Source organism: Dactylosporangium sp. NPDC051541 (assembly GCF_044454505.1).
In the GTDB taxonomy this organism is placed as follows: Bacteria; Actinomycetota; Actinomycetes; order Mycobacteriales; family Micromonosporaceae; genus Dactylosporangium.
In genome coordinates, this window is record NZ_JBITDU010000004.1 from 800,495 (window position 1) to 823,407 (window position 22,913).

At 71.5% G+C, this 22,913-nt stretch carries 21 protein-coding genes; 6 read left to right on the forward strand and 15 right to left on the reverse strand.

Annotation, left to right across the window (positions count from 1 at the left end):
- Window positions 1–55: 55 nt before the first annotated feature.
- The 7 genes from ACIA8L_RS23255 to ACIA8L_RS23285 form a co-directional block, all read right to left on the reverse strand.
- Window positions 56–1,114: a LacI family DNA-binding transcriptional regulator gene (locus ACIA8L_RS23255; RefSeq protein WP_395907770.1), complete on the reverse strand. Its 1,059-nt coding sequence runs from the start codon at window positions 1,112–1,114 to the stop codon at window positions 56–58.
- A 25-nt stretch (window positions 1,115–1,139) separates the two neighbouring features.
- Window positions 1,140–1,949, reverse strand: coding sequence for a carbohydrate ABC transporter permease (locus ACIA8L_RS23260; RefSeq protein WP_395907771.1), 810 nt, complete (start codon window positions 1,947–1,949; stop codon window positions 1,140–1,142).
- On the reverse strand, window positions 1,946–2,839 hold the full coding sequence (locus ACIA8L_RS23265) for a carbohydrate ABC transporter permease (RefSeq protein ID WP_395907773.1): 894 nt from the start codon (window positions 2,837–2,839) through the stop codon (window positions 1,946–1,948). The genes ACIA8L_RS23260 and ACIA8L_RS23265 overlap by 4 nt, the downstream gene beginning before the upstream one ends.
- A 2-nt stretch (window positions 2,840–2,841) precedes the next feature.
- Window positions 2,842–4,128: an ABC transporter substrate-binding protein gene (locus tag ACIA8L_RS23270; protein ID WP_395907774.1), complete on the reverse strand. Its 1,287-nt coding sequence runs from the start codon at window positions 4,126–4,128 to the stop codon at window positions 2,842–2,844.
- 24 nt (window positions 4,129–4,152) lie between these two features.
- On the reverse strand, window positions 4,153–6,075 hold the full coding sequence (locus ACIA8L_RS23275) for a cellulase family glycosylhydrolase (protein WP_395907776.1): 1,923 nt from the start codon (window positions 6,073–6,075) through the stop codon (window positions 4,153–4,155).
- 303 nt (window positions 6,076–6,378) lie between these two features.
- Window positions 6,379–8,523, reverse strand: a complete 2,145-nt coding sequence (locus ACIA8L_RS23280; RefSeq protein ID WP_395907777.1) for a germacradienol/geosmin synthase — start codon at window positions 8,521–8,523, stop codon at window positions 6,379–6,381.
- 14 nt (window positions 8,524–8,537) lie between these two features.
- On the reverse strand, window positions 8,538–9,311 hold the full coding sequence (locus ACIA8L_RS23285) for a hypothetical protein (RefSeq protein WP_395907779.1): 774 nt from the start codon (window positions 9,309–9,311) through the stop codon (window positions 8,538–8,540).
- Window positions 9,312–9,374: 63 nt separating this feature from the next.
- On the opposite strand from ACIA8L_RS23285, the gene ACIA8L_RS23290 reads away from it, so the two are divergent.
- Window positions 9,375–10,502, forward strand: a complete 1,128-nt coding sequence (locus tag ACIA8L_RS23290) for a hypothetical protein (RefSeq protein WP_395907781.1) — start codon at window positions 9,375–9,377, stop codon at window positions 10,500–10,502.
- 7 nt (window positions 10,503–10,509) lie between these two features.
- On the opposite strand, the gene ispH is transcribed toward ACIA8L_RS23290, so the two are convergent.
- From ispH to ACIA8L_RS23315, 5 genes are all read right to left on the reverse strand, one after another.
- Window positions 10,510–11,433: a 4-hydroxy-3-methylbut-2-enyl diphosphate reductase gene (gene ispH / locus ACIA8L_RS23295; protein ID WP_395907782.1), complete on the reverse strand. Its 924-nt coding sequence runs from the start codon at window positions 11,431–11,433 to the stop codon at window positions 10,510–10,512.
- A gap of 8 nt (window positions 11,434–11,441) precedes the next feature.
- Window positions 11,442–12,467 (reverse strand): family 2 encapsulin nanocompartment cargo protein polyprenyl transferase, encoded by a 1,026-nt coding sequence (locus ACIA8L_RS23300; protein WP_395907784.1) that lies wholly within the window; start codon window positions 12,465–12,467, stop codon window positions 11,442–11,444.
- Window positions 12,468–12,470: 3 nt separating this feature from the next.
- Window positions 12,471–13,847 carry a family 2B encapsulin nanocompartment shell protein gene (locus ACIA8L_RS23305; RefSeq protein ID WP_395907786.1) on the reverse strand — a complete coding sequence of 459 codons (1,377 nt, stop codon included), beginning with the start codon at window positions 13,845–13,847 and terminating at the stop codon, window positions 12,471–12,473.
- Window positions 13,837–15,261, reverse strand: coding sequence for a family 2B encapsulin nanocompartment shell protein (locus tag ACIA8L_RS23310; protein ID WP_395907787.1), 1,425 nt, complete (start codon window positions 15,259–15,261; stop codon window positions 13,837–13,839). The genes ACIA8L_RS23305 and ACIA8L_RS23310 overlap by 11 nt, the downstream gene beginning before the upstream one ends.
- 262 nt (window positions 15,262–15,523) lie before the next feature.
- Complete coding sequence (locus tag ACIA8L_RS23315) at window positions 15,524–16,141, reverse strand: L-threonylcarbamoyladenylate synthase (protein WP_395907789.1); 618 nt, start codon at window positions 16,139–16,141, stop codon at window positions 15,524–15,526.
- Between the two features lie 28 nt (window positions 16,142–16,169).
- Between ACIA8L_RS23315 and ACIA8L_RS23320 the strand changes: the two genes are divergently transcribed.
- Entirely contained in the window at window positions 16,170–16,517 is a 348-nt protein-coding gene (locus ACIA8L_RS23320) for a nuclear transport factor 2 family protein (protein WP_395907791.1), read from the forward strand.
- Here ACIA8L_RS23320 and ACIA8L_RS23325 read toward each other — a convergent pair.
- The gene (locus ACIA8L_RS23325; RefSeq protein ID WP_395907793.1) at window positions 16,514–17,329 is read right to left on the reverse strand and encodes a hypothetical protein; all 816 of its coding nucleotides are present in this window, start codon (window positions 17,327–17,329) and stop codon (window positions 16,514–16,516) included. The genes ACIA8L_RS23320 and ACIA8L_RS23325 overlap by 4 nt on opposite strands.
- Before the next feature lie 150 nt (window positions 17,330–17,479).
- Window positions 17,480–18,373 (reverse strand): NAD(P)H-binding protein, encoded by an 894-nt coding sequence (locus ACIA8L_RS23330; protein WP_395907795.1) that lies wholly within the window; start codon window positions 18,371–18,373, stop codon window positions 17,480–17,482.
- Between the two features lie 102 nt (window positions 18,374–18,475).
- Between ACIA8L_RS23330 and ACIA8L_RS23335 the strand changes: the two genes are divergently transcribed.
- From ACIA8L_RS23335 to ACIA8L_RS23350, 4 genes are all read left to right on the forward strand, one after another.
- Window positions 18,476–19,021, forward strand: a complete 546-nt coding sequence (locus ACIA8L_RS23335; RefSeq protein ID WP_395907797.1) for a TetR/AcrR family transcriptional regulator — start codon at window positions 18,476–18,478, stop codon at window positions 19,019–19,021.
- 30 nt (window positions 19,022–19,051) lie between these two features.
- Entirely contained in the window at window positions 19,052–20,338 is a 1,287-nt protein-coding gene (locus tag ACIA8L_RS23340) for a DUF2252 domain-containing protein (protein ID WP_395907799.1), read from the forward strand.
- Between the two features lie 77 nt (window positions 20,339–20,415).
- A complete protein-coding gene (locus ACIA8L_RS23345) occupies window positions 20,416–20,751 on the forward strand; it encodes a YciI family protein (protein WP_395907801.1) in 336 nt (111 codons plus the stop codon).
- A complete protein-coding gene (locus ACIA8L_RS23350; RefSeq protein WP_395907803.1) occupies window positions 20,748–22,058 on the forward strand; it encodes an RNA polymerase sigma factor in 1,311 nt (436 codons plus the stop codon). Before ACIA8L_RS23345 ends, ACIA8L_RS23350 begins: the two co-directional genes overlap by 4 nt.
- Here the strand turns inward: ACIA8L_RS23350 and ACIA8L_RS23355 are convergent.
- Window positions 21,983–22,849 carry a LysR family transcriptional regulator gene (locus ACIA8L_RS23355; protein ID WP_395907805.1) on the reverse strand — a complete coding sequence of 289 codons (867 nt, stop codon included), beginning with the start codon at window positions 22,847–22,849 and terminating at the stop codon, window positions 21,983–21,985. The genes ACIA8L_RS23350 and ACIA8L_RS23355 overlap by 76 nt on opposite strands.
- Window positions 22,850–22,913: the final 64 nt, after the last annotated feature.

Consider the following 22,913-nt stretch of genomic DNA (forward strand, 5'->3'; position numbering starts at 1 on the left):
TGAACAAAGCCTATGAGCCGCGTCGAAGCGGTGTCAACGTGAACCGGTTAAGCGCTCAGTGGGCGCGCGGCGGGCGGGTCGACTGGCGGGCCGTCAGCGTGCCCGGCGGTAAGGTCAGCCGGGTCTCCACCCCGCCGTAGATGGCGGTCAGCAGCGCCCGCGCGGTCAGCTCGGCCTGCAGCGCGGGCACCTGGACCACCGCCGTGATCTCGGGCACGGTGAGCTGGCACAGGTCGGAGTCGTCCCACGCCACCACCGAGAAGTCGTCGGGGACCGCCAGGCCCATCTCGTGCGCGACCTTGAGCGAGGCCGCGGCCATGACGTCGTTGTCGAACACCAGCGCGGTCGGCGGGTCGGCCCGGCTCAGCAGCTCGCGCGTCGCGCGCATGCCGTCGGCGGCGCTGTAGTTGGTGTACACCGCGCGGTATTCGATGTCGCCGACGGCCGCCACGGCATCGGTGTAGGCGACGTCGCGCCGCACGGTGTGCAGCAGCTCCAGGGGGCCCGCGACCCGGGCGACCGAGCGGTGCCGCAGCGCCTTCAGATAGCTGATGATGTTGAGGGCGGTGCCTTCCGTGTCGACGTCGACGTTGCTGACGCCGGACAGGTCGAACGTGGCCCGGGACGGGTGGCCGCCGCCGATCAGCGCCGCGGGCAGGCCGATCTCGCGCAGCGCCAGGGGGCGGGGGTCGTTGCTGCGCAGGTCGGTGAGGATGACCCCGTCGACGTGGCGGCCGCGATACCACCGCTGGTAGACGCCGATCGTCTCTTCGAAGTCGTCGACGAGGTGCAGTACCAATGCGACGTCATTGCGGTTGAGCTCCGCCTCGACCCCACTGAGCATCTGCGTGAAGAACGAGTCGACGACCATGACCCGGGGCGGGCGGACCAGGACCATGCCGACGGCGTTGGCCCGGGCCGTGCCCAGCGAGCGGGCCGCGATGTTGGGGGTCCAGCCCAGCTCCCGGGCCGCGGCCAGGACCCGGGCCCGGGTCTGCTCGGAGACGCCGGGCCGGCCGTTGAGGGCATAGGAGACGGCCGCCTCGGACACGCCGGCATGGGTCGCGACCTGCCTGATCGTGACCCGTCCAGCCGGCTCACCGGATGTCGTCATCGCTCGGCACCATACACGTCGCCGGTCATTTGGTGGCTCCCGCGGTGAAGCCGTTGTAGATGAAGCGCTGCAGGGCCAGGAACACGATCAGCGTCGGGATGATGACCAGGATGACGCCGGCCGAGATGACCTCCCACTGCGCGCCGAACGGGCCCTTGAACCGGAACAGCGACGTGGAGATGACGCCGAGCTCCTGGGACGGCATGTACAGGAACGGGATGTAGAACTCGTTGTAGATCGCGATCCCCTTGATGATGACGACGGTCGCGATCGCGGGTTTCAGCAGCGGCAGGATGATGCGCCGGTAGATGGTGAACGCGCCCGCGCCCTCGAGGGCCGCGGCCTCGTCGAGCTCGGTCGGCACGCCCCGCAGGAACTGCTGGAAGATGTAGATCGAGATGATGTCGGTGCCGAGGAACAGCGCGATCGCCGACCAGCGGGTGTCGTAGAGGCCGAGCGTGTCGACGACCTTGAACGTGGCGACCTGCGTCGTCACCCCGGGCACGAGCGTGGCCAGGAGGAACATCGCGATGACGACCGGGCGCAGCCGGAAGGTGAACCGGTCGATGGCGTAGGCCGCCATGGAGCCGATGAGCACCGTCCCGGCCAGCGACACGACCAGGATGATCGAGGTGTTGACGAAGCCGCGCAGCATGTGCCCGTCGTTGAACGCGGTCGCGTAGTTGGCGAAATTGAACCAGTCGTGCGGCGGGTCGAACGGCCCCGACGTCGAGAACTCCCGGTGCGTCTTGAGAGACGCAAAGACAAGAACCAATGGCGGCAGCAGTACTGTCAGTGAGGCGCCCAGCAGCGAAAGGTGCTTCAAGAACCTCACGACAGCGTCACCTTCTCCTCCGGCGCGACCCGGCGCTGCAGCCACGTCACGAGCAGGATGATGACCAGCAGCACCACGGCCATCGCCGAGGCGAGGCCGAACTTGTAGTACTTGAACGCCATGTCGACCGTCTGGATGACGAACGTCTCGCTCTCGTTCGCACCGCCGGTCATGATGAACGGGATCTCGAACACCGACAGCGAGCCCGAGATGGCCAGGATGAACGACAGCCCGACGACCGGGCGGATGCCGGGCAGGATGATGTAGCGGAACTGCGCCCACCGCGACGCCCCGTCCAGCTCGGCGGCCTCGTAGAGCTGCCCGGGGATGGACTGGATCGCGCCCAGGAAGAGCACGAAGTTCAGCCCGAGGTACCGCCAGATCGACGTGCCGGCGAGCGAGTAGTTCACGACGCCGGGGTCGCCCAGCCACTGCTGCACCGACCCGCCCAGCCCGACCGCCTTGAGCGCGGCGTCGAGCGTCCCGCCGGGCTGGAAGAAGAACAGGAAGATCATGCCGATGGCGACGCCGTTGATGAGGTACGGGAAGAAGATGAATCCCTTGTAGACGTTGCGCAGGAACGTGCTGAAACTGAGCACGGTCGCGAAGTACAGCGCCAGGAAGATCTGCACGAAGGACGCGCCGACGTAGTAGAGGCTGACCTTCAGCACGCCGAACAGCTCCGGCCGGGTGAAGATCTCCACGTAGTTGCCGAAGCCCACGAACTCCTTGGTCGGGCTCAGGCCGTCCCAGTCGGTGACGCTGTACCAGAACATGTTCGCGACCGGGATGTAGGTGAACACGACCAGGAACGCCAGCGGCACGATCAGGAACACGTAGGGCGTGACGGGGCCGCGCCGGTGGTTCCGGCGCGGCCTTGCGCGGAGCATCGTCACTTGAGCTTGGCCCTCGCTGCCGCCCACTTCTTGTTGAGGTCGGCGAAGATCTGGTCCTTGGACTGGTTCTTCGCGCCGCGGGCGGCGTCGACGATGGTCTGGCGATACTTGCCGTCGAAGAGCGCGATCTCGGCCGAGTTGCCGATCTTGTCGGCCAGGCCCTCCTTGCCCTTCGGCGCCGGATTCAGCTCGATGAGCTCGGTCTTCGCCGCGGTCAGGTCCGCGAGGGTGGCCGGCATCGCCGCGCTCTTCAGCGTCGACACGCCGCCCTGGTCGGTGGCGTAGTTCGACTCGTCGGTGAACCAGTCGATCCAGGCCCGCGCGGTCGCCTTGTTCTTCGAGTTGATGTTGATCGCGTTCTTGTAGTCGCCGCCGATGACGGAGTAGAACTTGCCGTTGGCCTGGTGCGGGAACGGCCAGTAGGCGATGTCGTCCTTGCTCGTCGCCGCCTGCTGCATCTGCACGATCGACCAGGAGCCGAGCATCATCGTGGCGATCTTGCCGGTGCCCAGCAGGCCCTTCGACTGCTCCCAGTTGGTGGTCGTCGGGTCCGGCTCGGTGTAGCCGCCCTTCACCGCGTCGTAGAGCAGCGAGTCGATGATGTAGTGCTCCTTGCCGGCGGCCCACGGCGCGTCGTCCTCGGCGAGCTTGGTCACCGCGTCCGGGTCGCCGCTGACCGCGCCGCGGACGCCCTCCCACTGCCCGAGCGGCCACGCCTCCTTGTAGTTCGTGTACAGCGGGATCGCGCCCGTCTTCTCCTTGATCGCCTTGAGCGCGGCCAGGAACTCCTCGGGCGACTTCGGCGGCTCGGTGATGCCGGCCTGGGTCCAGATCTTCTTGTTGAGCACGTAGCCTTGCGCGTTACCGGTGATCGACAGCCCGTAGACCTTGCCGTCGAACGTCTTCTCGGCGGTGACGAAGCGGTACTTGTCCTTCATCGCGTCGACCGTGCCGAGCGGCTCGAAGAAGTTCTTGAGCTGGTCGTCGGTGACGGAGTTGGGGATGAGCAGCACGTCGCCGTAGTTCTTGGTGTTCATCCGGACCCGCACGTCGCCCTCGTAGTCCGTGATGGCCTCGAACTTGACGGTCGTGCCCGGGTACTTCGCCTCGAACTTCTTCTTGTAGTCCTGGAACACCGTGTTGACGATGTCGGTGCGCTGGGTCAGCACGGTGATCTCGCCGGCGATCTTCCCGTCGCCGCCGCCCGTGTCGTCGTCGCCGCACCCGGCCGCGCCGCCCAGGACCAGGCCCAGGGCTAAAGCGGCGGTGATCAGTTTGCGCATGTCGGCTCCAAGTGGGGGGTGTGGTTACTCGGCCCGAATGTTGTCGAGGTCGAACTGGCCGCCGCCGGAGATCCACACGTAGATCACGCGGACGTCGGCCAGGGCGGTCGCGTCGCAGGACATGGCGGTCGTCAGGTCGATCGAGACCGTGGTCGTGGTGTCGGGGTTGACCCAGCCGAACGTCGACTGGCACCAGGTCCACGCGTCGCCGGTCTGCACCGCGATACTGGTCGAGGTGCCCGCGGCCGCGGTCTTCAGGTCGTACTTGAGGGTGCCCTTCGCCGACAGGTCGAGCGGCGCCGGCAGCGGTGCGATGCCGAACCAGCCGCCGTCGGCCGCGGTGACCCGCAGACCGGACGCGCCCTGGGTGTGGAAGTCGGGGGTCTGCGCGACGGTGCCCGCGTTGGCCTGCCAGCTGCCGGGCGCGAACCCGTCGGTGCCGTCCTCGAAACCGGCGATGAGCAGCGCGTCGCCCGGCCGGGGCCGGACGGTGACCTCGATGCGGGCGGTGTTGGACAACCGGCCGGCCTCGTCGCGGACCGTGTAGGTGGTGGACGCCTTGCCCTGGAAGCCGGCGGCCGGGGTGAACGTCACCGCGCCCGTGGCCGCGTTCAGCGCGAAGGTGCCGCCGCTGGTGGACGTGGCGCCGAGGCGGATGGTGGAGGGCTTGACCTTGGTGCGGTACGCGATGTCGTTCGCAGCCGGGTAGAGCGTGACGGCCTCGTCCCGCAGCGTCTGGGCGGCGTCGTCGTCGGCGACCGGCGGGCGCGACCGCTGGCCGTTGCGCAGCTCGTCGCCCGCGTTGGCGATGGTGGTGCAGACGGGGCTGGGGCAGTACACGGTGAAGCCGTCGTAGTCCGGGTAGTTGGTGCCGTCGTCCTGCACCCCGGAGAGGATCCAGTAGAGAAAGCCGTCGAGGTTGTCGCGCACGGCCTCGTCGAGCCACGCCTTGTAGGTCAGGTTGCGGGTCGCCTTGTCCTTGATGCCGAACTCGCCCAGCATGATCGGCTTGTGGACCTGGTCGGCGATCTGCGCGTGCGTGCGGATCCACTGGGTGCCCCAGGCCGCGTCCTTGCCCCAGCCGTCCGGGTACAGGTGGAACGAGGCCAGGTCGACGCCGGGCAGCGCGGCCAGGGCGGCCGAGTCGACGCCGTCGGCGCAGTTGATCGTCCAGTCGGAGCTGGTCCGGTCGGTGCACAGGAAGCCCTCGTCGCCGACGCCGACGAGGTGGTTGCGGTCGACGCCGTGCATGAACCGCGTCATGTCATCGGCCCAATCGACAAGCGTGCGGTCGGTACACGTGGCGGAGCGGGGCAGTTGTCCGGAGCCGCCGCAGCGGGGCTCATTGCCCAGTTCCCAGGCCAGAACCGTGGGATCGTTCTTGTACTGCACGCCGGTGACCGAGTTCGTGCGGTTCAGGACGTGCGCGACCCAGTCCTTGTACCAGCCGCGGATGACGGGGTCGGTGTAGAAGTCGTCGTGGTGGGTGCCGCCCCGCCACTTGACGTACTGGTCCATGCCGCCGAAGTCGCTCCAGTTGTTCGTCAGCGGGATGACCAGCCGCAGTCCCTTGTCGTGCGCGGCCTTGATGACGTAGTCCAGGCGCTGCAGGCCGTCCGGGCCGTCGTTGGCGACCGGTTTCGTGCCGTCGAACGACAGGAACGACACACCGTTCTGCCCGGACTCCATGAAGCCCCACGTCCGCAGCACGTTGAAGCCGGCCGCGGCGGCGTCGGCGAGCACGTCGTCGGCCATCGCCTTCGACTGGTAGTGCAGGTAGTAGTTGTTGGACCCGGCGAACCGGAACGTCTTGCCGCCGAGCTTGAGGTCCGCGCCCTGCCGGGTCACGAACTGGTTGCCGGCGCCGGTCTCGGCGTTCTCGGCGGCGGACGCGGTCCCGCCGGCGGCGACGAGCACCACCGCGGCGGCCGCGGTCAGAGCCCGCACGAGCAGTCGAACGGTCGAGCCCGAAGTCCTGACCGGAGGTCTGGTGTACATCGGTGGCCTTTCTCGGCGAGGGAGGGGCGGGGTGGCCCAAGCCGTGAACGTAGTCAGCACCGTGCATGCGTCAACCGCGCCGGCCGCGCACGCTGATCAGCCGGGTCGGGACCCGGAAACTTTCAGCGGAGAGGCCGTTTGGGTTAAGCGGTTAATCAGCCCCGACCATACGATCAGAGTCGCGGGCAGTCAAGAAAGTCGATCAAGCCCCGGCCGCGTGGCACACGACCGGGGCTCGACGGGAGCGGAGGGCTAGAACGAGGCAACGGCCCCGGTCAGGTGGCCTTTGCGCAGCCAGTGCGCCGGCGCCGGGGCGGTGTGGCGGCGGCGCAGGACGGCCTCGTCGTAGCGGTCGGTGTCGCGGTGCCACTTGAGGACGCCGGCCAGCCAGTTCCGCAGTTCCGCCACGTAGCGATTAAGCGCTTCACGTGCCGCCGGGTCCAGCTCGAAATGGTCGGCGATCAATGGCAGTTCGGTCGCCGCGATGTGCTCGAACTGGTGCAGCCGCTGCGTCATCAGGTCGTGCACGACGGCCACCGCCCGGCCCCGGTCGACCTGCAGGAAGTGCTGGAGGACGAGGACGATGTTGTGCACCTCGCCCTCGTACTGCACCTCCTTCTGGTAGGAGAACAGGTCGTTGACGAAGCAGGCGTAGTCGGCGGCCGCGTTGTCCAGGTTCAGCATCGGGCGGGTGGTGAACAGCTCGTCGGGCAGCACCCGCTCGTGCGCGAGGCGGGCCAGGCTCATCGTGAGGTCGGAGCCGAACGTGCGGCGGCGCATCTCGATGTAGTCGACCGGGTCGGGGATGCGCCGCAGCCGGTGGTTGTCGAGCTCCCAGAGCCAGCTGGTCAGCATCGACTCGATCGCGGTGCGGTAGCGGGCGGCGCCGGCCGCGCTCATCGTCGAGGCCGTCCGCGGCCACAGGTCGGCCAGGCCGGCCTCGACCGGGTTGGCCGGCACGATCGCGGCGCCGTCCATGAGCCGCGACAGCCGGGACACGAAGGTGCGCGCCCCGGCGATGTCGCCGGTGGTGCCGTACACCTGGGGGAAGTAGTCGTCTCCGTAGGTGCCCCAGCTGAGCCAGCGGGTGCCGAGGACGAGCTCGTCCCGGGTGCCGTCGGGGTCCAGGGCGGCCGCGCACACGGCGAGGTCGATGCCGGCCAGGCTCTCCCGCGTCCACACCATCGTGAAGAACCCGGCCCGCTCCGACCAGTCCAGGACGTCCCGGCGGGCGTGGTCGAGGTGCCGGTTCGGCCGGGCCGGGAACGGCATGTACAGCTCCGGGACGGGCAGGGGCCCGACGGCCGCGAACGGCTCCGGGGCCAGCTGCCGGACCCGGGACCGCAGCCCGAGGCGGGCCGCGGACGTGCCCAGGCCGCGGGGCCCGCCGAGCCGGAACGGCCGCGCCTGCGCGTTCATGTACCGCGACGAGCGCAGGTGCCACTCGTGGCCGCCGGCCTGCCAGTCCTGCAGACCCTGGGCGTACTTGAGCACCCGCAGCCGCTCCCCCGGGTCGAGGCCGTGCTCGGCGAAGAGCGGCTCCAGCTCGGTGAGGACCGTGTGCTCGAACTGCTGCAGCCGGGACGTGAGCAGGTCGTTGGTGGCCTCGGCGGCCTCCGGCGGCGAGTAGCCGAGGAACCGTTCCAGGACGAGGACGCAGTTGGCCAGCTCGCCCTCCTCCTGGGTCTCGCGCTGATAGGAGAACAGGTCGTTGCGCAGGTGGACGGCGTCGGAGAAGGTGTCGCGCAGCACCCGCAGCGGGCGGCTCGCGGCGACCCGGGCCGGGACCTCGGCGCCGGTCGCGTGCTCGACCAGGCCGGCCGACCAGGGCGCCCCGCCGACCTTGCGGCGCATCTCGATGTACTCGATCGGGTTGGACACCCGCCCCGCGTTGATGTTCGCCAGCTCCCACAGCGACTCGTCGAGCAGGTTGCGGGTGCTCTCGGCGAAGCGCTGCCGCCAGTCGGCGGACATGCTCGGGACGGTGCGGGTCCACAGCTCGGCCAGGCCGGCCTCGACCGGGTTGGTGGCCTTCGGGAACTCCAGCGCCCCCGTGGGCATGAACGCGCGCAGCCGCTCCAGGTAGGCGCGGGCCCCGGCCCAATCCTGGGTGCGCTTGTAGACCTCGAGGAAGTGGTCGTCGAAGAAGAACACCCAGACGTACCAGTCGGTGACCAGGTCCAGCTCGGCCGGGTCGCACTCGGGGTGGGTGTAGGCGCACAGCAGCGCGTAGTCGTGGGCGTCGAAGTCGGCCTCGGTCCACACGCCGGAGCCCTCGATCATGCCCAGCTCCCGGGCCCACGCCTTGGAGTGGGTGCGGGCGGTCTCCAGAGCGGGGTTCAGCCGCGCCGGATAGGGCTGGTAGAACTCCGGCAGCGCAAACGGTTGCGTGGTCACGGTACTGAACCCCTTCAGGAAGCCGCGCCGTCGGCGACGACGCTGGAGAAGACCTCGACGGTGACGCTCTCGCCGCGCTGGAACGGGAACTCCAGCTCGTAGACGGCGAAGAGCATGAGCGCGGACATGGCCGAGAGCATCGCGACGATCGCGAGGTACTCGCCGCTGCCCTTGACCCCGAACATGAGCGCGTTGGCGAGGGTGAGCACGTCGCCGACGATCAGCGCCAGCCACATCACCTTCGGCAGGCCCGCGTCGGCCGCGGCCAGCCGCGCGTCGCGGGACACCACCAGCTGCCGCAGCGTGTTGCGGGCCTCGGCCTGGCGGGCGACGGCCGCTTCGTCCCCGCCGTCGCCGGGCTGGTCGACGCTCCGCCAGAGCTGGGCGATGATCCCGCTGCCGGCCCGGCCGACCGGCTCCCCCTTCGCCATCGCCGGCCACTCCTGCCGCTCGACGATGTCGGCGTACTTGGCCGTCTGCGCCTGCAATGCGGCCTGCCGCGCGGCGGGGAGCGTCTCGGCGTAGCGGTCCAGGTCGACGAGCGCGCGGGCCTCGGCCCGGCTGCTGTCCTGGGCGGCGTCCCCGGCCTCCCACACGCTGACGATCACGAACGTCATGAGGATCGCGTAGAGCACCCCGATGATCGCGAACGCGATGCCGGCGACGTCGTTGTTCTCCTGCCGGTCGGCGACGGGCACCCAGCGCTGCACGGCCAGGCCGGCGACGACCGCCACGGCCACCGCGACGGCCACGGCGAGCAGCCCGCCGATCAGGATCTCGCCGTTCACCGCGCCCCTCCGTCCGATACAGTGAAATCCCGCAAAAGCCGCAAATCGACCACGGGGGATTCCATGCTGCGTCTGGCCGTGGCCGCGCTGGCCGTCACACCGACGCCGGTCCTGCCGGTCGCGCCGCTGCCACCGGGGCTGGTCTGGGTCGGGCAGGCGCCCGGCGGCACCGGCTCGACACTGCACACCGCCACAAGCCAGATCCGGCTGCGGTACTCCCTCAACGCCATCGCCTGCACGAGTGCCGGGACGCTCACGGGCCTGGCCACCGAGCTCGACGGCCGCCGCCTGCCCGACGCCCCGCACCTGGTCCGCTTCACCACCGCCGGCACCGTCACCGACCTCGGCCCCGCGCCCGGCCGCCAGGACCTCGTCACCGGGTACGGCGCGGCCATCGCCACCGCCGCCGACGGCTCGACCCAGCTCCTGATCAGCACCGGTGACCGGCTCCGCCCGCTGCGCCTGGCCCCCGGCCCGCCGGCCCCGCTCCCCGCGCACGCGCTGCCGGACCTGCCGTACGCCGGCGACTGGGCCACCGACCCCCGCACCGGCGAGCTCGTCACGGTCGTGTCCATGGGCAACGTGGCCCGGGTGGTGCGGCTGCGCTGGGACGCGGCGACCGGCGTCGGCGCGGTCGACACGACGCCGGTGCCGGGGCTGCCGCCGAGCTCCGCGTACGGCGCGGTCGCGGTCCTGGCCGACGGCTCCATCGCGGCCGTGTTCAACCGCGACGCGGGCCCGGGCGCGGGCGCCGGGACCGGGCGGGCGCCGATGGGCAGCGCGCTGTACCGCATCACCGGCACCGAGGCCGAGAAGCTGGCCGACCTGGGCCCGCTCACCTCGTCCGACGCGGCCACCTGCCCGGTCCCCGCATCGCCCGCCCCTTCGCCGCCGGTCGTGGCGCGGGCCCTGCCCACGACCGCGCCGCCTTCGCCGGTTCCCTCGCTGGTGCCGCCGCCGGGCACTCCCCCGGCCGCCGCACCGGCGCGGCCGCCGGTTCGGAGCCCTTCGCCGTCGCCGGAAGCGCCGGAGCCGAGCCCGTCGAAGAGGCCCGCGTATGTGCCCGAGACCGTGGCGCTGGCGGCGAGCGAGGCCCGGCACAAGGTCGGCTCGCGGTACATCCCGGTGGTGGGCGGGCTGATGGTCGCCGCCGTCGCCGTGTCCCGGCTGGTGCGCCGCAGCCGGCGCTGAGGACCGGTCACGGCCGGACCGCCGGGGGCAGCGCGAACTGGAGGCGCTCCGCGGCGACCGCGCGCTCCTCGACCGTCACCGGACCCCGCGACCGCAGCGCCGCGATCACCTCGTCGACGAGCCGCGGCGGCGCCGACGCCCCGGCGGACAGGCCGATCACCCGCGCCCCGGTGAGCCACTCGGCGCGCAGGCCGGCCGCGTCGTCGATGAGGTACGCCGGGGTGCCGAGGCGCTTCGCCAGTTCGACCAGGCGCTGCGAGTTCGACGAGTTCCGGGACCCCACCACGAGGACCAGGTCGGCGTCGCGGGCGATCGCCTTCACCGCCTCCTGCCGGTTCGTCGTGGCGTAGCAGATGTCGTCGGAGCCGGGGCCGCGCAGCTTCGGGAACCGGGCCCGCAGCGCGGCCACGACCTCGGCGACCTCGTCGGCAGCGAGGGTGGTCTGGGTCAGGTACGACACCCGGTCCGGGTCCTTCACCCGCAGCGCCGCCACCCCGGCGACGTCGGCGACGAGGACCGTGCGCCGGGGTGCCTCGCCGAGGGTGCCCTCGACCTCCTCGTGCCCGGCGTGCCCGACCAGGATGACGGTGTCGCCGCGGCCCGCGAACCGGCGGGCCTCGGCGTGCACCTTGGTGACGAGCGGGCAGGTGGCGTCGATGACGTCGAGCCCGCGCCGGTCGGCCTCGACCCGGACGGCCGGGGCCACGCCGTGCGCGGAGAACACGACGGTGGCGCCGTCGGGCACCTCGTCGAGCTCGTCCACGAACACGGCGCCGCGGCCCTCGAGGTCGGCGACGACGTGCGAGTTGTGCACGATCTGCTTGCGCACGTAGACGGGGTGCGGCCGCCGCTGGAGGGCCCGCTCCACGATCTCGATCGCCCGCTCGACGCCCGCGCAGAACGACCGCGGCGCCGCCAGCAGCACGGTCACCGGCTCGTTCACCGGTCCCGCCGGGTGGCCAGCCGGGCCAGGGCGACCAGCTCGGCCTCGGCCCGGGGCTCCGGGTCGGCCGCGGCCAGGGCCTCGACGGCGCGGCCGAGGAGCTCGTCGGCCTGGGCCTGGGCCCAGAGCCGGGCGCCGGCCGCCTCGATCAGGCCGGCCTCCACGCTCAGGTCGTCGGGCGCGGGCGCCGCGTACGCGGCCGTCAACCGGTTCCCGGCCTCGGTGGCGCTGGTCAGTGCGGCCACCACCGGCAGGGACTTCTTGCGGCTGCGCAGGTCCGAGTGGACCGGTTTGCCGGTGGCCGCGGGGTCGCCCCAGATGCCGAGCAGGTCGTCGGCGAACTGGAAGGCCAGGCCCAGGTCCTCGCCGAACTGCGCCAGGCGCAGCACCTGGGCCGGGCGGCCGCCGCCGAAGAGGGCACCGACCGCGCACGCGCAGCCGAGCAGGGCGCCGGTCTTGGCCGCGGCCATCGCCAGGCACTCGTCGACGTCGACGTCGTCGCGGCGTTCGAAGTCGAGGTCGGCGCTCTGGCCGTCCAGCAGGCGCTGGACGGCGGCCGCGAGCATGCCGGTGGCCCGGGTCGACGCCTGGTCGCCGCCGCCCGCGAGGACGTCCAGGGCCAGCGCGAGCAGTGCGTCGCCGGCCAGGATCGCGGGGCTGGGGCCGAAGACGCTCCAGGCCGTCGGCCGGTGCCGGCGGGTGGCGTCGCCGTCCATCACGTCGTCGTGCAGGAGCGAGAAGTTGTGCACCAGCTCCACGGCGACGGCCCCGGACACGGCGTCCAGGTCGGTGCCGCCGACGGCCAGGGCCCCGCCGAAGACCAGGGCCGGGCGCAGTGCCTTGCCGGCGTCGGCCCGGGTCGGGGTGCCGTCGGGGTCCCACCAGCCGAAGTGGTAGCCGGCGATGTGCCGCATCGACGACGGCAGCGTGTCCACGGCGGCGCGCAAGGCCGGGTCCACGAGGCGCCGGGCCTCGGCCAGCTGGACCGGGGCGGTGCGGGGATCTGCGATGACGGCTACCACGTGTCAGCCTCCGATATCGACGTGCTCGAGGATGCCCAGCGCGTCCGGCACGAGGACGGCGGCGCTGTAGTAGGTGCTGACGAGGTACGAGATGAGGCCGCGCTCGTCGATGCCCATGAAGCGGGCGTTCAGCCCCGGCTCGACCTCGTCCGGCAGGCCGGTCTGGCGCAGGCCGACGACGCCGTGGTCGTCCTCGCCGGTGCGCATGGCGATGATCGACGTGGTGCCGCGCTCGCCGATCGGGATCTTGTCGCAGGGCAGGAGCGGGACGCCGCGCCAGGCGCTGAAGGGCCGGCCGTCGTAGTGCACCGGCGTGGGGTACAGACTCCGCTTGCTGCACTGTCGTCCGAAGGCGGCGATCGCTTGCGGGTGGGCCAGCAGGACCCGGGTCTTGCGCCGGCGCGACAGCAGCTCGTCGAGGTCGTCCGGGGTGGGCGGGCCGGTCCGGGTGGAGATCCGCTGGCGCAGGTCGGCGTTGTGCAGGAGGCCGAAGTCGCGGTTGACGAGCAGCTCGCGCTCCTGCCGCTCGCGCAGGGCCTCGATGGTCAGCCGCAGCTGCTGCCGGGTCTGGTCCATCGGCTGGTTGAACAGGTCCGCGACCCGGGTGTGCACGCGCAGGACGGTCTGGGCGACGCTGAGCTCGTATTCGCGCGGGCCGAGCTCGTAGTCGACGAACGTCCCGGGCAGCACGGGCTCGCCGTCGTGGCCGGCGGCGACGGCGATCTCGGCCTCGCCGTGCTTGTTCTGCGCCTTGCTCGATTTATCGCGATATTTCGTGATGTGCCCACCGAGCGGGCCCTGCGCGCGCAGCCGGTCGATCTCATACGCGGGCAGCGCCAGGAGCGTCGTCGGCGTCGCGGTCCGCACGGTGAACGGCCACGCGTGGTGCGCGCCCGCGAAGACGCCGTCGCCGAAGAAGTCGCCGTCGGTCAGGACGCCGAGGAGGGAGTCCTCGCCGTAGCGGCCCGGGCCGATCTGGCGGACCCGGCCGCGGACGATGAGGTACACCCGGTCGGCGGGCTGCCCGGCGGTCACGACGGTCTCGTCGGGGCCGAGCTCCAGCTGCTCGAACCGTTCGGCGAGGGCGCTGAGCACGGCGTCGTCCTCGAGTTCGCGCAGCGGCGGCAGCTCGCGCAGCTCCTGCGGGATGACCCGGACGGCCGCGCCCTGGCTGGTGAACGTGACCCGGCCGTCGCCGAGGGCGTAGGTGAGCCGCCGGTTGACCCGGTAGGCGCCGCCCTCGGCCTCCACCCACGGCAGGACCCGCAGCAGCCAGCGGGGTGAGATGCCCTGCGTCTGCGGGACCGACTTGGTGGTCGTCGACAGCGTCCGGGCGGCCCGGGTGGAAAGGCTCAGCCGCGATTCCTGCTCAGTTCTCACGGCCGATTTCCACGTTTTCGAGAATGGCCAGGGCGTCCGGCACGAGCACGGCCGCGGAATAGTAGGCGCTCACCAGGTACGAAATGATCGCCTGTTCGCTGATGCCCATGAACCGCACCGAAAGACCCGGCTCGTATTCGTCGGGAATGCCGGTCTGGTGCAGGCCGATGACGCCCTGGCTCTGCTCGCCCGTGCGCATGAGCATGATGGACGTGGTGCGGGTGTCGCTGATGCCGATCTTGTTGGACGGGAAGATCGGCACCCCGCGCCAGGCCGGCACCTGGTGCCCGGCGACGTCGACGCTCGTGGGGTAGACGCCCCGGCGGCTGCACTCGCGGCCGAACGCGGCGATCGCCCGCGGGTGGGCCAGGAAGAACGCCGGCTCCTTCCAGACCATGGCCAGCAGCTCGTCCATGTCGTCGGGGCCGGGTGCGCCGCCGCGGGTGTAGACGCGCTGGGCCAGGTCGGCGTTGTGCAGCAGGCCGAAGTCGGGATTGTTGATCAGCTCGTGCTCCTGGCGCTCGCGCAGCGCCTCGATGGTCAGCCGCAGCTGCTGCTCGACCTGGTCCATCGGTTTGTTGTAGAGGTCGGCGACGCGGCTGTGGACGCGCAGGACGGTCTGGGCGACGCTGAGCTCGTACTCGCGCGGGGTGGGCTCGTAGTCGACGAACGTGCCGGGCAGGACCGGCTCGCCGTCGTGGCCGGCGGCCAGGTCGATCGCGGCCTCACCGTGGTCGTTCGTCGCCTTCGCCGGCTCGCTCTGCATGCGCCGGATGTGCTCGCGCAGCGAGTCGGCCTGCCCGTTCATCTGCATCAGGGCCTGTCGGTTGAGCGTGAGGACGGTACACCCGGTCAATGCCTTCGCGGTGAAGTCCCACTGACCCATGCCGAGCTCGGTGAGGATCTCGGAGCCGAAGTGGTCGCCGTCGGCCAGGACGCCCAGGACGGTCTCCTCGCCGTACTCGCCGGCGCCGATCTTGTTGACCTTGCCGTGGGCGATGAGGAAGACCCGGTCGGCGGGCTGGCCGCGGCTGACGATGACGTCACCGGCGGCGAACTCCTGCTGCACGAACCGGTCGGCCAGCGAGCGCAGGGCGTTGACGTCCTCGAAGCCGCGCAGCGGCGGCAGCTCGCCGAGCTCCTGCGGGATGACCTGGACCTGGGAGCCGGTGGAGACGAAGGTGACGCGGCCGTCGCCGACGGCGTAGCTGAGGCGGCGGTTGACCCGGTAGGCACCGCCGCCGGCCTGCACCCAGGGCAGGAGCTTCAGCAGCCAGCGGGAGGTGATCTCCTGCATCTGCGGCACGGACTTGGTGGTCGTGGCCAGGTTGCGGGCGGCCGCGGTGCTGAGGCTGAGACGGCGCTGCTCGTCGCTCGCCTGCTCATTTGCACCGATCGATTCCAGCAGAGTCATTGTTTTTCCAATCGCGCGTGTGCGTCTTTTGGGCAGGGGCCATCGACGACGGAATTGGGAATGGATTTCGACCGGCCGCGCAGGCTCGTGCGCGCCGCCGTGCCGTAACGATGACAAGTATGCCGAAGGAGCCCAACCGTTCGGGCCGTAAACACGAAACGAAGGGCTATTTTTTAGGGTACGGCTACGCGTTTATCTGGTCCCGAGCCGGGTTTTCGGGATCTTGCAACTGTCGGGTTTGTTACTGCATCGCGGACGGCCGCTATTCGAAGCGGGCCGGATCGCCGGCGCCCACGCGGAGGATCTCCGGCTCGTCCTCGGACAGGTCCACGACGGTCGTGGGCTCGGTGCCGCACTCGCCGTCGACGACCGCGTCGAGCTGGTGATCGAGGCGCTCCTTGATCTCCCAGCCCTGGGTCATCGGCTCGTCCTCACCCGGCAGCAGCAGCGTCGAGGAGACCAGGGGCTCGCCGAGCTCGGCCAGCAGCGCCTGGGTGACCGTGTGCTCGGGGATGCGCACGCCGACGGTGCGCTTCTTCGGGTGCAGCAGTCGCCGCGGCACCTCCGGGCTGGCCGGCAGGATGAACGTGTAGCGGCCCGGGGTGACCGCCTTGACGAGGCGGAACACCGAGTTGGAGATCTGCACGAACTGGCCCAGCTGTGCGAAGTCGCGGCACATGAGCGTGAAGTGGTGCCGGTCGTCGAGGCGGCGGACCTCGCGGATGCGGGCCAGGCCGGGGTGGCTGCCGAGCTGGCAGCCGAGCGCGTAGCAGGAGTCGGTCGGATACGCGATCAGGCCGTCTCCGCGCAGCATCGCCACGATCTGCTGGAGCAGTCGCGGCTGCGGATTGTCCGGGTGCACGTCGAAGTACCTCGCCACCGGCTCAGCGTACGGGCAGGATTGGCACATGACGGATCTGGATGCCGTAACCGGCTGGGTCGAGGGCTACATCAGGGCATGGACAAGCAACGACCCGGCCGAGGTGGGCGCGCTGTTCGCCGAGGACGCGGCCTACTACACCGAGCCGCACCGGGAGCCGTGGCGGGGCCGGGACGCGATCGTCGCCGGATGGCTGGCCCGCCAGGACGACCGCGAGTGGTCCTTCACCTGGTTCCCGGTGACGGTGGGGCCGGACCTGAGCGTCGTGCAGGGCGTCACGGTGTACCCGAGGAAGACGTTCAGCAATCTGTGGCTCATCCGCCTCGACACGGTGGGCCAGTGCCGCGAGTTCACCGAGTGGTGGATGGAGCACTAGAAGGGCAGTGTGTCCTCGCGCGGGGGTGGGCTCAGACGGCGCCACACCACCACAACGAACCCGGCCAGCAGCGCCAGCATCACGATCCGCAGCGACGTGAACATGATCGCGGTGTGGTTGACGGCGAGGGCGTCCTCCACGAACGCGAACCGCTCGGAGGGCCGGGTCTCGTCCCGGGCGGCCTCCGCGAAGAGGTAGACGACGAGCGGGATCAGGGCGAGGCGCCAGCCGATGTACGTCCAGTGGCGCAGCACGACCCGCCGGTCCCGGCCGAGCTTGTCGGCGACCCGCCCGACGGCCCCGAACCAGACGGCGAACATCAGCAGCGTCACCCACAGCGCGACGCCGACCGCGGAGCCGACCCGGTCGACGAGCGCGAACACCGCCTGCGCACCGGTCGCCTGGAGGTAGTCCTCCTCGATCGCGTACTGCCGCAGGACCGCGTCCTCGCGGCGCAGGACGAGCACGTCGACGACGAGCAGGACGATGTGCACGGCGGTGACGGTCAGCAGGATCCAGGTGAGGATGCGCAGCGCGGCCGGGGGCCGGTCGTCGATGACGTCGTCCCCGTCATCGTCGTCCTCGTCGCCGTCCCCGAGGCCGATGTCGAAGCCGGTGTCGAGGCGGCGCTGCTCGGGGATCTTCAGCGCTTCGGGGGGCGGCAGCGGGACGGTGTCGGCCGTGGGGTCGGGGGCCGGTTCGAGCGCCGCGCCGCCGACGAGGGCGGCGACGAAGTCGGCCGACGGGACCCCGCCGTGCCGGAGGCACAGGTATCGACCGTTGGTGTCATGCCCGGGGGCACCACACGTCACGCAAACCATCGACACAAGGACCGCAGCCTAGTCGGCGAAACCCAACATCGCCTGCCCCGCAACGGCGGAACCACCCGGCTGTTCGGCTCGGATTCACCAGGTCGACCACTGCTTCGCACCCACCGTGCCGACGCCCTCACGCTGCGGCGATCACCCCCACGACCAGGACTGCACTGCGGCGACGACGGCGGCACGGGCGGTAACCGCAGGCCGGCCGAGCAGCGTCGCCAAGTCGACAGTGGGCGTGTTGGCCCAGCCCGCGCGAATACTCGCATATAGGGCGAGCAGCTGGTCGGCCGCAGCCGCCGGGAACCCCTTCGCGACGGCATGCGCGCGGAAGGCGTCCTCGGGCTCGGGCCGATACTCGATGCCGGGGCCGGCGAGCTCCGCCAGCTCGGCCCAGCCGATCGCGTCGGGCCCGCGCAGCTCGTACGTCCGGCTGTCGTGCCGCCCCCTGGCCCGGTCGCCGCCGGCGGTGCTCTCGGCCAGGACCCGGGCGGTCGCCTCGGCCTGGTCCTCGGTGCCGGCGACGGCGAGGCGGGCATCGCCGGCGGGCGCGGTGAGCACGCCGTCGCGGCGGGCGGCGAGGACGTCGCGGGCGAGGGCGGCGGCCAGACCGTAGCCGACCCGCACGATCGTCCACGAGGCGGCGGAGCCCCGGACCGCGGCCTCGGTCTCGGCGAAGTCGGCCGTGGACGGCAGCGTGCTGCGCTCGGCGTCCGGCCACCCGGTGACCACGACCCGGCGGGCCCCGGCCGCGACCGCCGCCGCGACCGCCCCGCGCAGCTGCGGGCCGCGAACCGCGGGCGCCGCACCGTAGTAGGTCCCGTTGACGAACACCGTATCGGCGCCACTGAATGCATCCGGCAGCGTCCGGGCGTCGGCGAAGTCAGCGCGGCGCACGGCGACACCGCGAGCCGCGAGGCCGTCGGCCCGGTCCGGTGCCCGCACGCTGACGGCCACCTCGCCCGCCGGCACGAGCTCGAGCAGCCGCTCGGCGACGAGCCGCCCGAACACCCCGTTGGCCCCGGTCACGATAATCATGCGGTCAAGTCCTCTCACGAACAGACTCAACCGGGGCGAGCGCCCCGATTACGCTGACGACAGTAGCGGGGCGGACGCCCCGTTTCAAGGGGTGAAATCGCCGTGCCTCGAGCCGACGCCGTACGCAACCGGCAGCGCATCCTGACCGCGGCCCGGGCCGCGTTCGCCGCCGAAGGCCCGGCCGTGAGCCTGGACGACGTGGCCCGCCGCGCCGAAGTCGGGCCGGGCACCGTCCACCGGCACTTCCCCACGAAGGACGCCCTGTTCGCCGCGGTGATAGCGGACCGTCTCCAGGAGCTCGCCGCCTTGGCCGCGACCCACGCCGAGGCCCCCGACCCGGGCCCGGCGTTCTTCGACTTCTTCAGCCACATGGCCGCCGAGGCCGCGCAGAACCTGGCCCTGTCGGCCGCGCTGACCGACCGGGCCGGCATCGGCGAGACGATCCGGGCGGCCGGCCACGACCTCGAAACCGCCCTCGCCCTCCTGCTGCGCCGGGCCCAGGACGCCGGCGCCGTCCGCACCGACCTGACCACGGCCGAACTGCACGCCGTGATGGCCGGCGCCGTAGTCATGGAGCAACGCCTGCCGGAGACGTCGAAGGGCCGCGGCCTACGCCTGATCGCCGACGGCCTGTCCACCACCCGCTGAACCGCTGCGGTGGGTTTGTATCGTCGGGCGATGGATCGTGCCGATGTGCTGACCGACGTGTTCGTGACCGAGTTCGGGGAGCTCATGGGGCTCGACCCGGCCGCCTTCCGGCGGAAGTTCCGGAAGATGGCGGCGTCGCCGTTCGCGTTCTACCGGGGCAGTGCGTGCCTGTTCTACGCCGACGTCCAAGGTACCGCCGACAGTTTCCTCGACGAGCGGACGTCGGCCGTGTGGATCCACGGGGACCTGCACGCGGAGAACTTCGGCACCTACATGAACGCCGCGGGCACGCTCGTATTCAACGTCAACGACTTCGACGAGGCCTACGTGGGGCCGTTCACGTGGGACCTGAAACGGTTCGCGGCCAGTGTCGCCCTCATCGGCTACGAGAAGGCGCTCTCCGACACGGTCATCGGCGCGCTCGTCGCCGCCTACGCGGAGGCCTACGTCGCGGAGCTGCGCGGGATCGCCGCCGGTGGGGCGATCGGCTCGCTGACGCTCGATACGACAGAGGGGGTACTGCACGACGTCCTGCAGCGCGCCCGGCTCCGCACCCGCGTGGCGCTGCTGGACACGCAGACGGTCGTCGAGGAGTACGACCGGCGCTTCATGATGGCCGACGGCGTGTATCCGGTCGAGGCGGAGCTGCGCGAGGAGGTCCTGGCGGCGTTCGCGGCGTACCTGCCGACGATGCCGTCGTGGGATTCGTCGCGCCCGGAACAGTACCGGATCAAGGATGTCGTGCTGAGAAAAGGCGTCGGGATCGGCTCCGCGGGACTGCCCAGCTACAACCTGCTCCTCGAAGGGCACACGCAGGCGCTGGAGAACGACGTGATCCTGTACATGAAGCAGGGCCAGACGCCGGCCGTGTCGCGCTGGATCACCGACCCGCGGGTGCGCGGGTACTTCCGGCATCAGGGGCACCGGACCAGCGAGTCGCAGCGGGCCCTGCAGGCGCACGCCGACGCGTGGGCCGGGCACACGGAGCTGCGCGGGGTCGGGCAGCTGGTGGCCGAGGTGTCACCATACGCGTCGGACCTCGACTGGGCCGACGTCAACGAGCTCACCGACCTGACGCACGTGATGGCGTACCTCGGCCGGGCGACCGCGCGGATGCACTCCGTGGCCGACGACGAGTCCGCGCACGATCTGGTGGACTTCTCGACGGAGGACGCGATCGTGGCCGCCGTCGACCGGGACGAGGCCGGGTTCACCGCGTCGCTGGTGGAGTTCGCGCACGTGTACGGCGATGTGGCCCGCCGCGACCACCAGCTCTTCGTGGACCTTTTCCGCAACGGGAAATTTCCGCTGCAATAGCTGTCCGGAGCTGTCCGGTTCCCGGTCCGTCGTTCGTCACCTGGTTGAACGACACCGAAGCGAGAGGAACAACCCTGATGCAGTACATGATGTTCGTCTGCAGCGACGCCGAGCCCGACACCGACACCGCGCCCGAGCCGGACATCCACGCGTGGGTCGCCGAGAACGACGCCAAGGGCCGCCGGGTCCTCGGCAGCGTCCTCGCCCCGCCGGCCGCCGCGACGACGATCCGGGTGCGCAACGGCGAGCTGCTGGTGACCGACGGCCCGTTCGCGGAGACGAAGGAGGTCATCTTCGGCTTCGACATTCTCAAGTGCGCCGACCTCGACGAGGCGCTCGCCGTGGCCCGGGCCCACCCGATGGCCCGCGGCGGCCGGATCGAGCTGCGCCCGCTCGTCGACCTCCCGGAGTGACCCCGAACCCAGCGGTACCGGCCGCCGTCGCGACGGCGGCGGCCGAGGCCTACCCGCGCATCGTCGGCGCACTCATCCGCCTGACTGGAGACTGGGACTTGGCCGAGGACTGTGCGCAAGAGGCCCTGGCCGCCGCGCTGCAGCGGTGGCCGTCGACGGGTGTGCCCGACAACCCGGCCGCCTGGTTGATGACCACGGCCCGCAACCGCGCGATCGACGTGCTGCGGCGGGCCAGTGTGGAGCGTTCGAAACTGCAGGATCTGGCGGTACTGTCCGATGAGGGTCCGGCCGCGGACTCCCACGGCTTCCCCGACGACCGGCTGCGGCTCATCTTCACCTGCTGCCACCCGGCCCTGCCGCTGGAAGCCCGCGTCGCCCTGACCCTGCGGACAATCTGCAACGTGCGCACGCCCGACATCGCCCGCGCGTTCCTGGTCACCGAGGCCACCATGACCCGCCGCCTGACCCGGGCCAAGACGAAGATCGCCCAGGCCGGCATCCCCTACCGCGTCCCGCAGGGCCCCGACCTGACCGAGCGGCTCCCCGGCGTCCTCGGCGTCCTGTACGTGCTGTTCACCAACGGCTACAACCCCGACGGCACACCCGCGTTCGCCGACGAGGCCATCCGCCTCGCCCGGCTCCTGCGCACGCTCCTGCCGACCCTCTCGCCCGCACCGGACACGGGCGAGGTCACCGGCCTGCTCGCGCTGTTCCTGTTCCAGCACTCCCGCCGCCGCGCCCGCCGCGCGCCCGACGGCCGGCTGCTCACCCTGGAGCAGCAGGACCGGTCGCGGTGGGACTGGGACGCGATCGCCGAGGCCCGGGCGCTGCTGGACGGCGCCGGCGAGGGCCCGTACTCGTGGCAGGCCCGCATCGCCGCCTTCCACGCCACGACCGGCGACACCGACTGGGCCGGGGTCGCCGCCTGCTACGACGCGCTCTGGAAGCAGCAGCCGACGCCGGTCATCGCGCTCAACCGGGCGTTCGCGCACGGCTACGCGTTCGGGCCGGCGGAGGGCCTGGCCCTGCTCGCGGCGGCCCGGGCGGGCGGCGCGCTGGACGGCTGGCCGCACGCGGTGGCGGCCGAGGCCGACCTCACGGCCCGCCTGGGCGACCACGCGCGGGCGGCCGACCTGTTCCGCGAGGCGGCGTCACTCGCGCACAGCCCGGCGGAGCGCGACGCATTGCTGGAACGGGCGGCGGCGAGGATCGGTGAGCCGTCCGCCCAGGGTCAGGGCGCGGTCTGTGTGCCGATCGCTTCGGCGAAGGCGGCGACGGCCGGGTGCTGGGCCGCGCCCGCGCGGTAGGCGAGGCGGGTGCGGCGGCGGGTTTGCAGCGGGGTGAGGGTGACGCCGGCCGGGACGGCGGTCGCGGCCAGCTCCGGCACCAGCGCCACGCCCTGGCCGGCGGCGACGAACGTCAGGACGGTGACGAAGTCGTCGGCGTGGTGGCGGACCCGCGGGGTGAAGCCGGCCGCCTCGCAGGCCCGGACGGTCATCGTGTGGCACAGCGTCCCCGGGCTGGCCAGGATCCACGGCTCGTCCCGGCACGCGGGCAGGTCCCGGGCCTCGCCGGCCGCCACGAAGATCGTCTCGTCGCGGAGGGGCACGGTGCGCAGGGCCGGGTCGGGCTCGATCGGCACCAGGTCGTAGTCGTGGACCAGGGCTACGTCGAGGGAGCCGTCGCGCAGCAGGGGCGGTACCGCCGCCGGATCCAGCTCGTGCACGGACAGCTCGAGACGCGGATGGGCCTCGCCGAGCGCCACGAGGGCGGGTGGCAGCAGGGTGCGCATGGCGGTCGGGAACGCCCCGATCCGCAGCGGCCCCGACAGCCCGTCCCGTCCGGCGGCGAGGGCGGCGGCGGCCCGTTCGAGCGCGGCCAGGACCTCCTCGGCGTGCTGGACCAGGGTCCGCCCGGCCGGGGTCAGCGCCACCCGCCGCCCGGTCCGCTCCAGCAGGGCGATGCCCGCTTCCCGTTCGAGCGCGGCCAGCTGCTGCGACACCGCGGACGGCGTGTAGGTGTGGGCCGCGGCGACCGCGGCGATCGTCCCGTGCTGGGCCAGATCCCGCAGCAACCGCAACCGGCGCACATCGAGCATCACCGGAGCTTACGCTCAACGCCAGAAACGTGAACTGGTTCTGACGCTTTCGCTCCCCAATCCT

Bases quoted from the DNA above. Each gene is read 5' to 3' on its own strand.
- ACIA8L_RS23255 (WP_395907770.1), bottom strand. From the start codon at position 1,114: ATGACGACATCCGGTGAGCCGGCTGGACGGGTCACGATCAGGCAGGTC.
- ACIA8L_RS23265 (WP_395907773.1), bottom strand. From the start codon at position 2,839: ATGCTCCGCGCAAGGCCGCGCCGGAACCACCGGCGCGGCCCCGTCACG.
- ACIA8L_RS23270 (WP_395907774.1), bottom strand. From the start codon at position 4,128: ATGCGCAAACTGATCACCGCCGCTTTAGCCCTGGGCCTGGTCCTGGGC.
- ACIA8L_RS23290 (WP_395907781.1), top strand. From the start codon at position 9,375: ATGCTGCGTCTGGCCGTGGCCGCGCTGGCCGTCACACCGACGCCGGTC.
- ACIA8L_RS23310 (WP_395907787.1), bottom strand. From the start codon at position 15,261: ATGACTCTGCTGGAATCGATCGGTGCAAATGAGCAGGCGAGCGACGAG.
- ACIA8L_RS23320 (WP_395907791.1), top strand. From the start codon at position 16,170: ATGACGGATCTGGATGCCGTAACCGGCTGGGTCGAGGGCTACATCAGG.
- ACIA8L_RS23330 (WP_395907795.1), bottom strand. From the start codon at position 18,373: ATGATTATCGTGACCGGGGCCAACGGGGTGTTCGGGCGGCTCGTCGCC.
- ACIA8L_RS23340 (WP_395907799.1), top strand. From the start codon at position 19,052: ATGGATCGTGCCGATGTGCTGACCGACGTGTTCGTGACCGAGTTCGGG.
- ACIA8L_RS23345 (WP_395907801.1), top strand. From the start codon at position 20,416: ATGCAGTACATGATGTTCGTCTGCAGCGACGCCGAGCCCGACACCGAC.
- ACIA8L_RS23355 (WP_395907805.1), bottom strand. From the start codon at position 22,849: ATGCTCGATGTGCGCCGGTTGCGGTTGCTGCGGGATCTGGCCCAGCAC.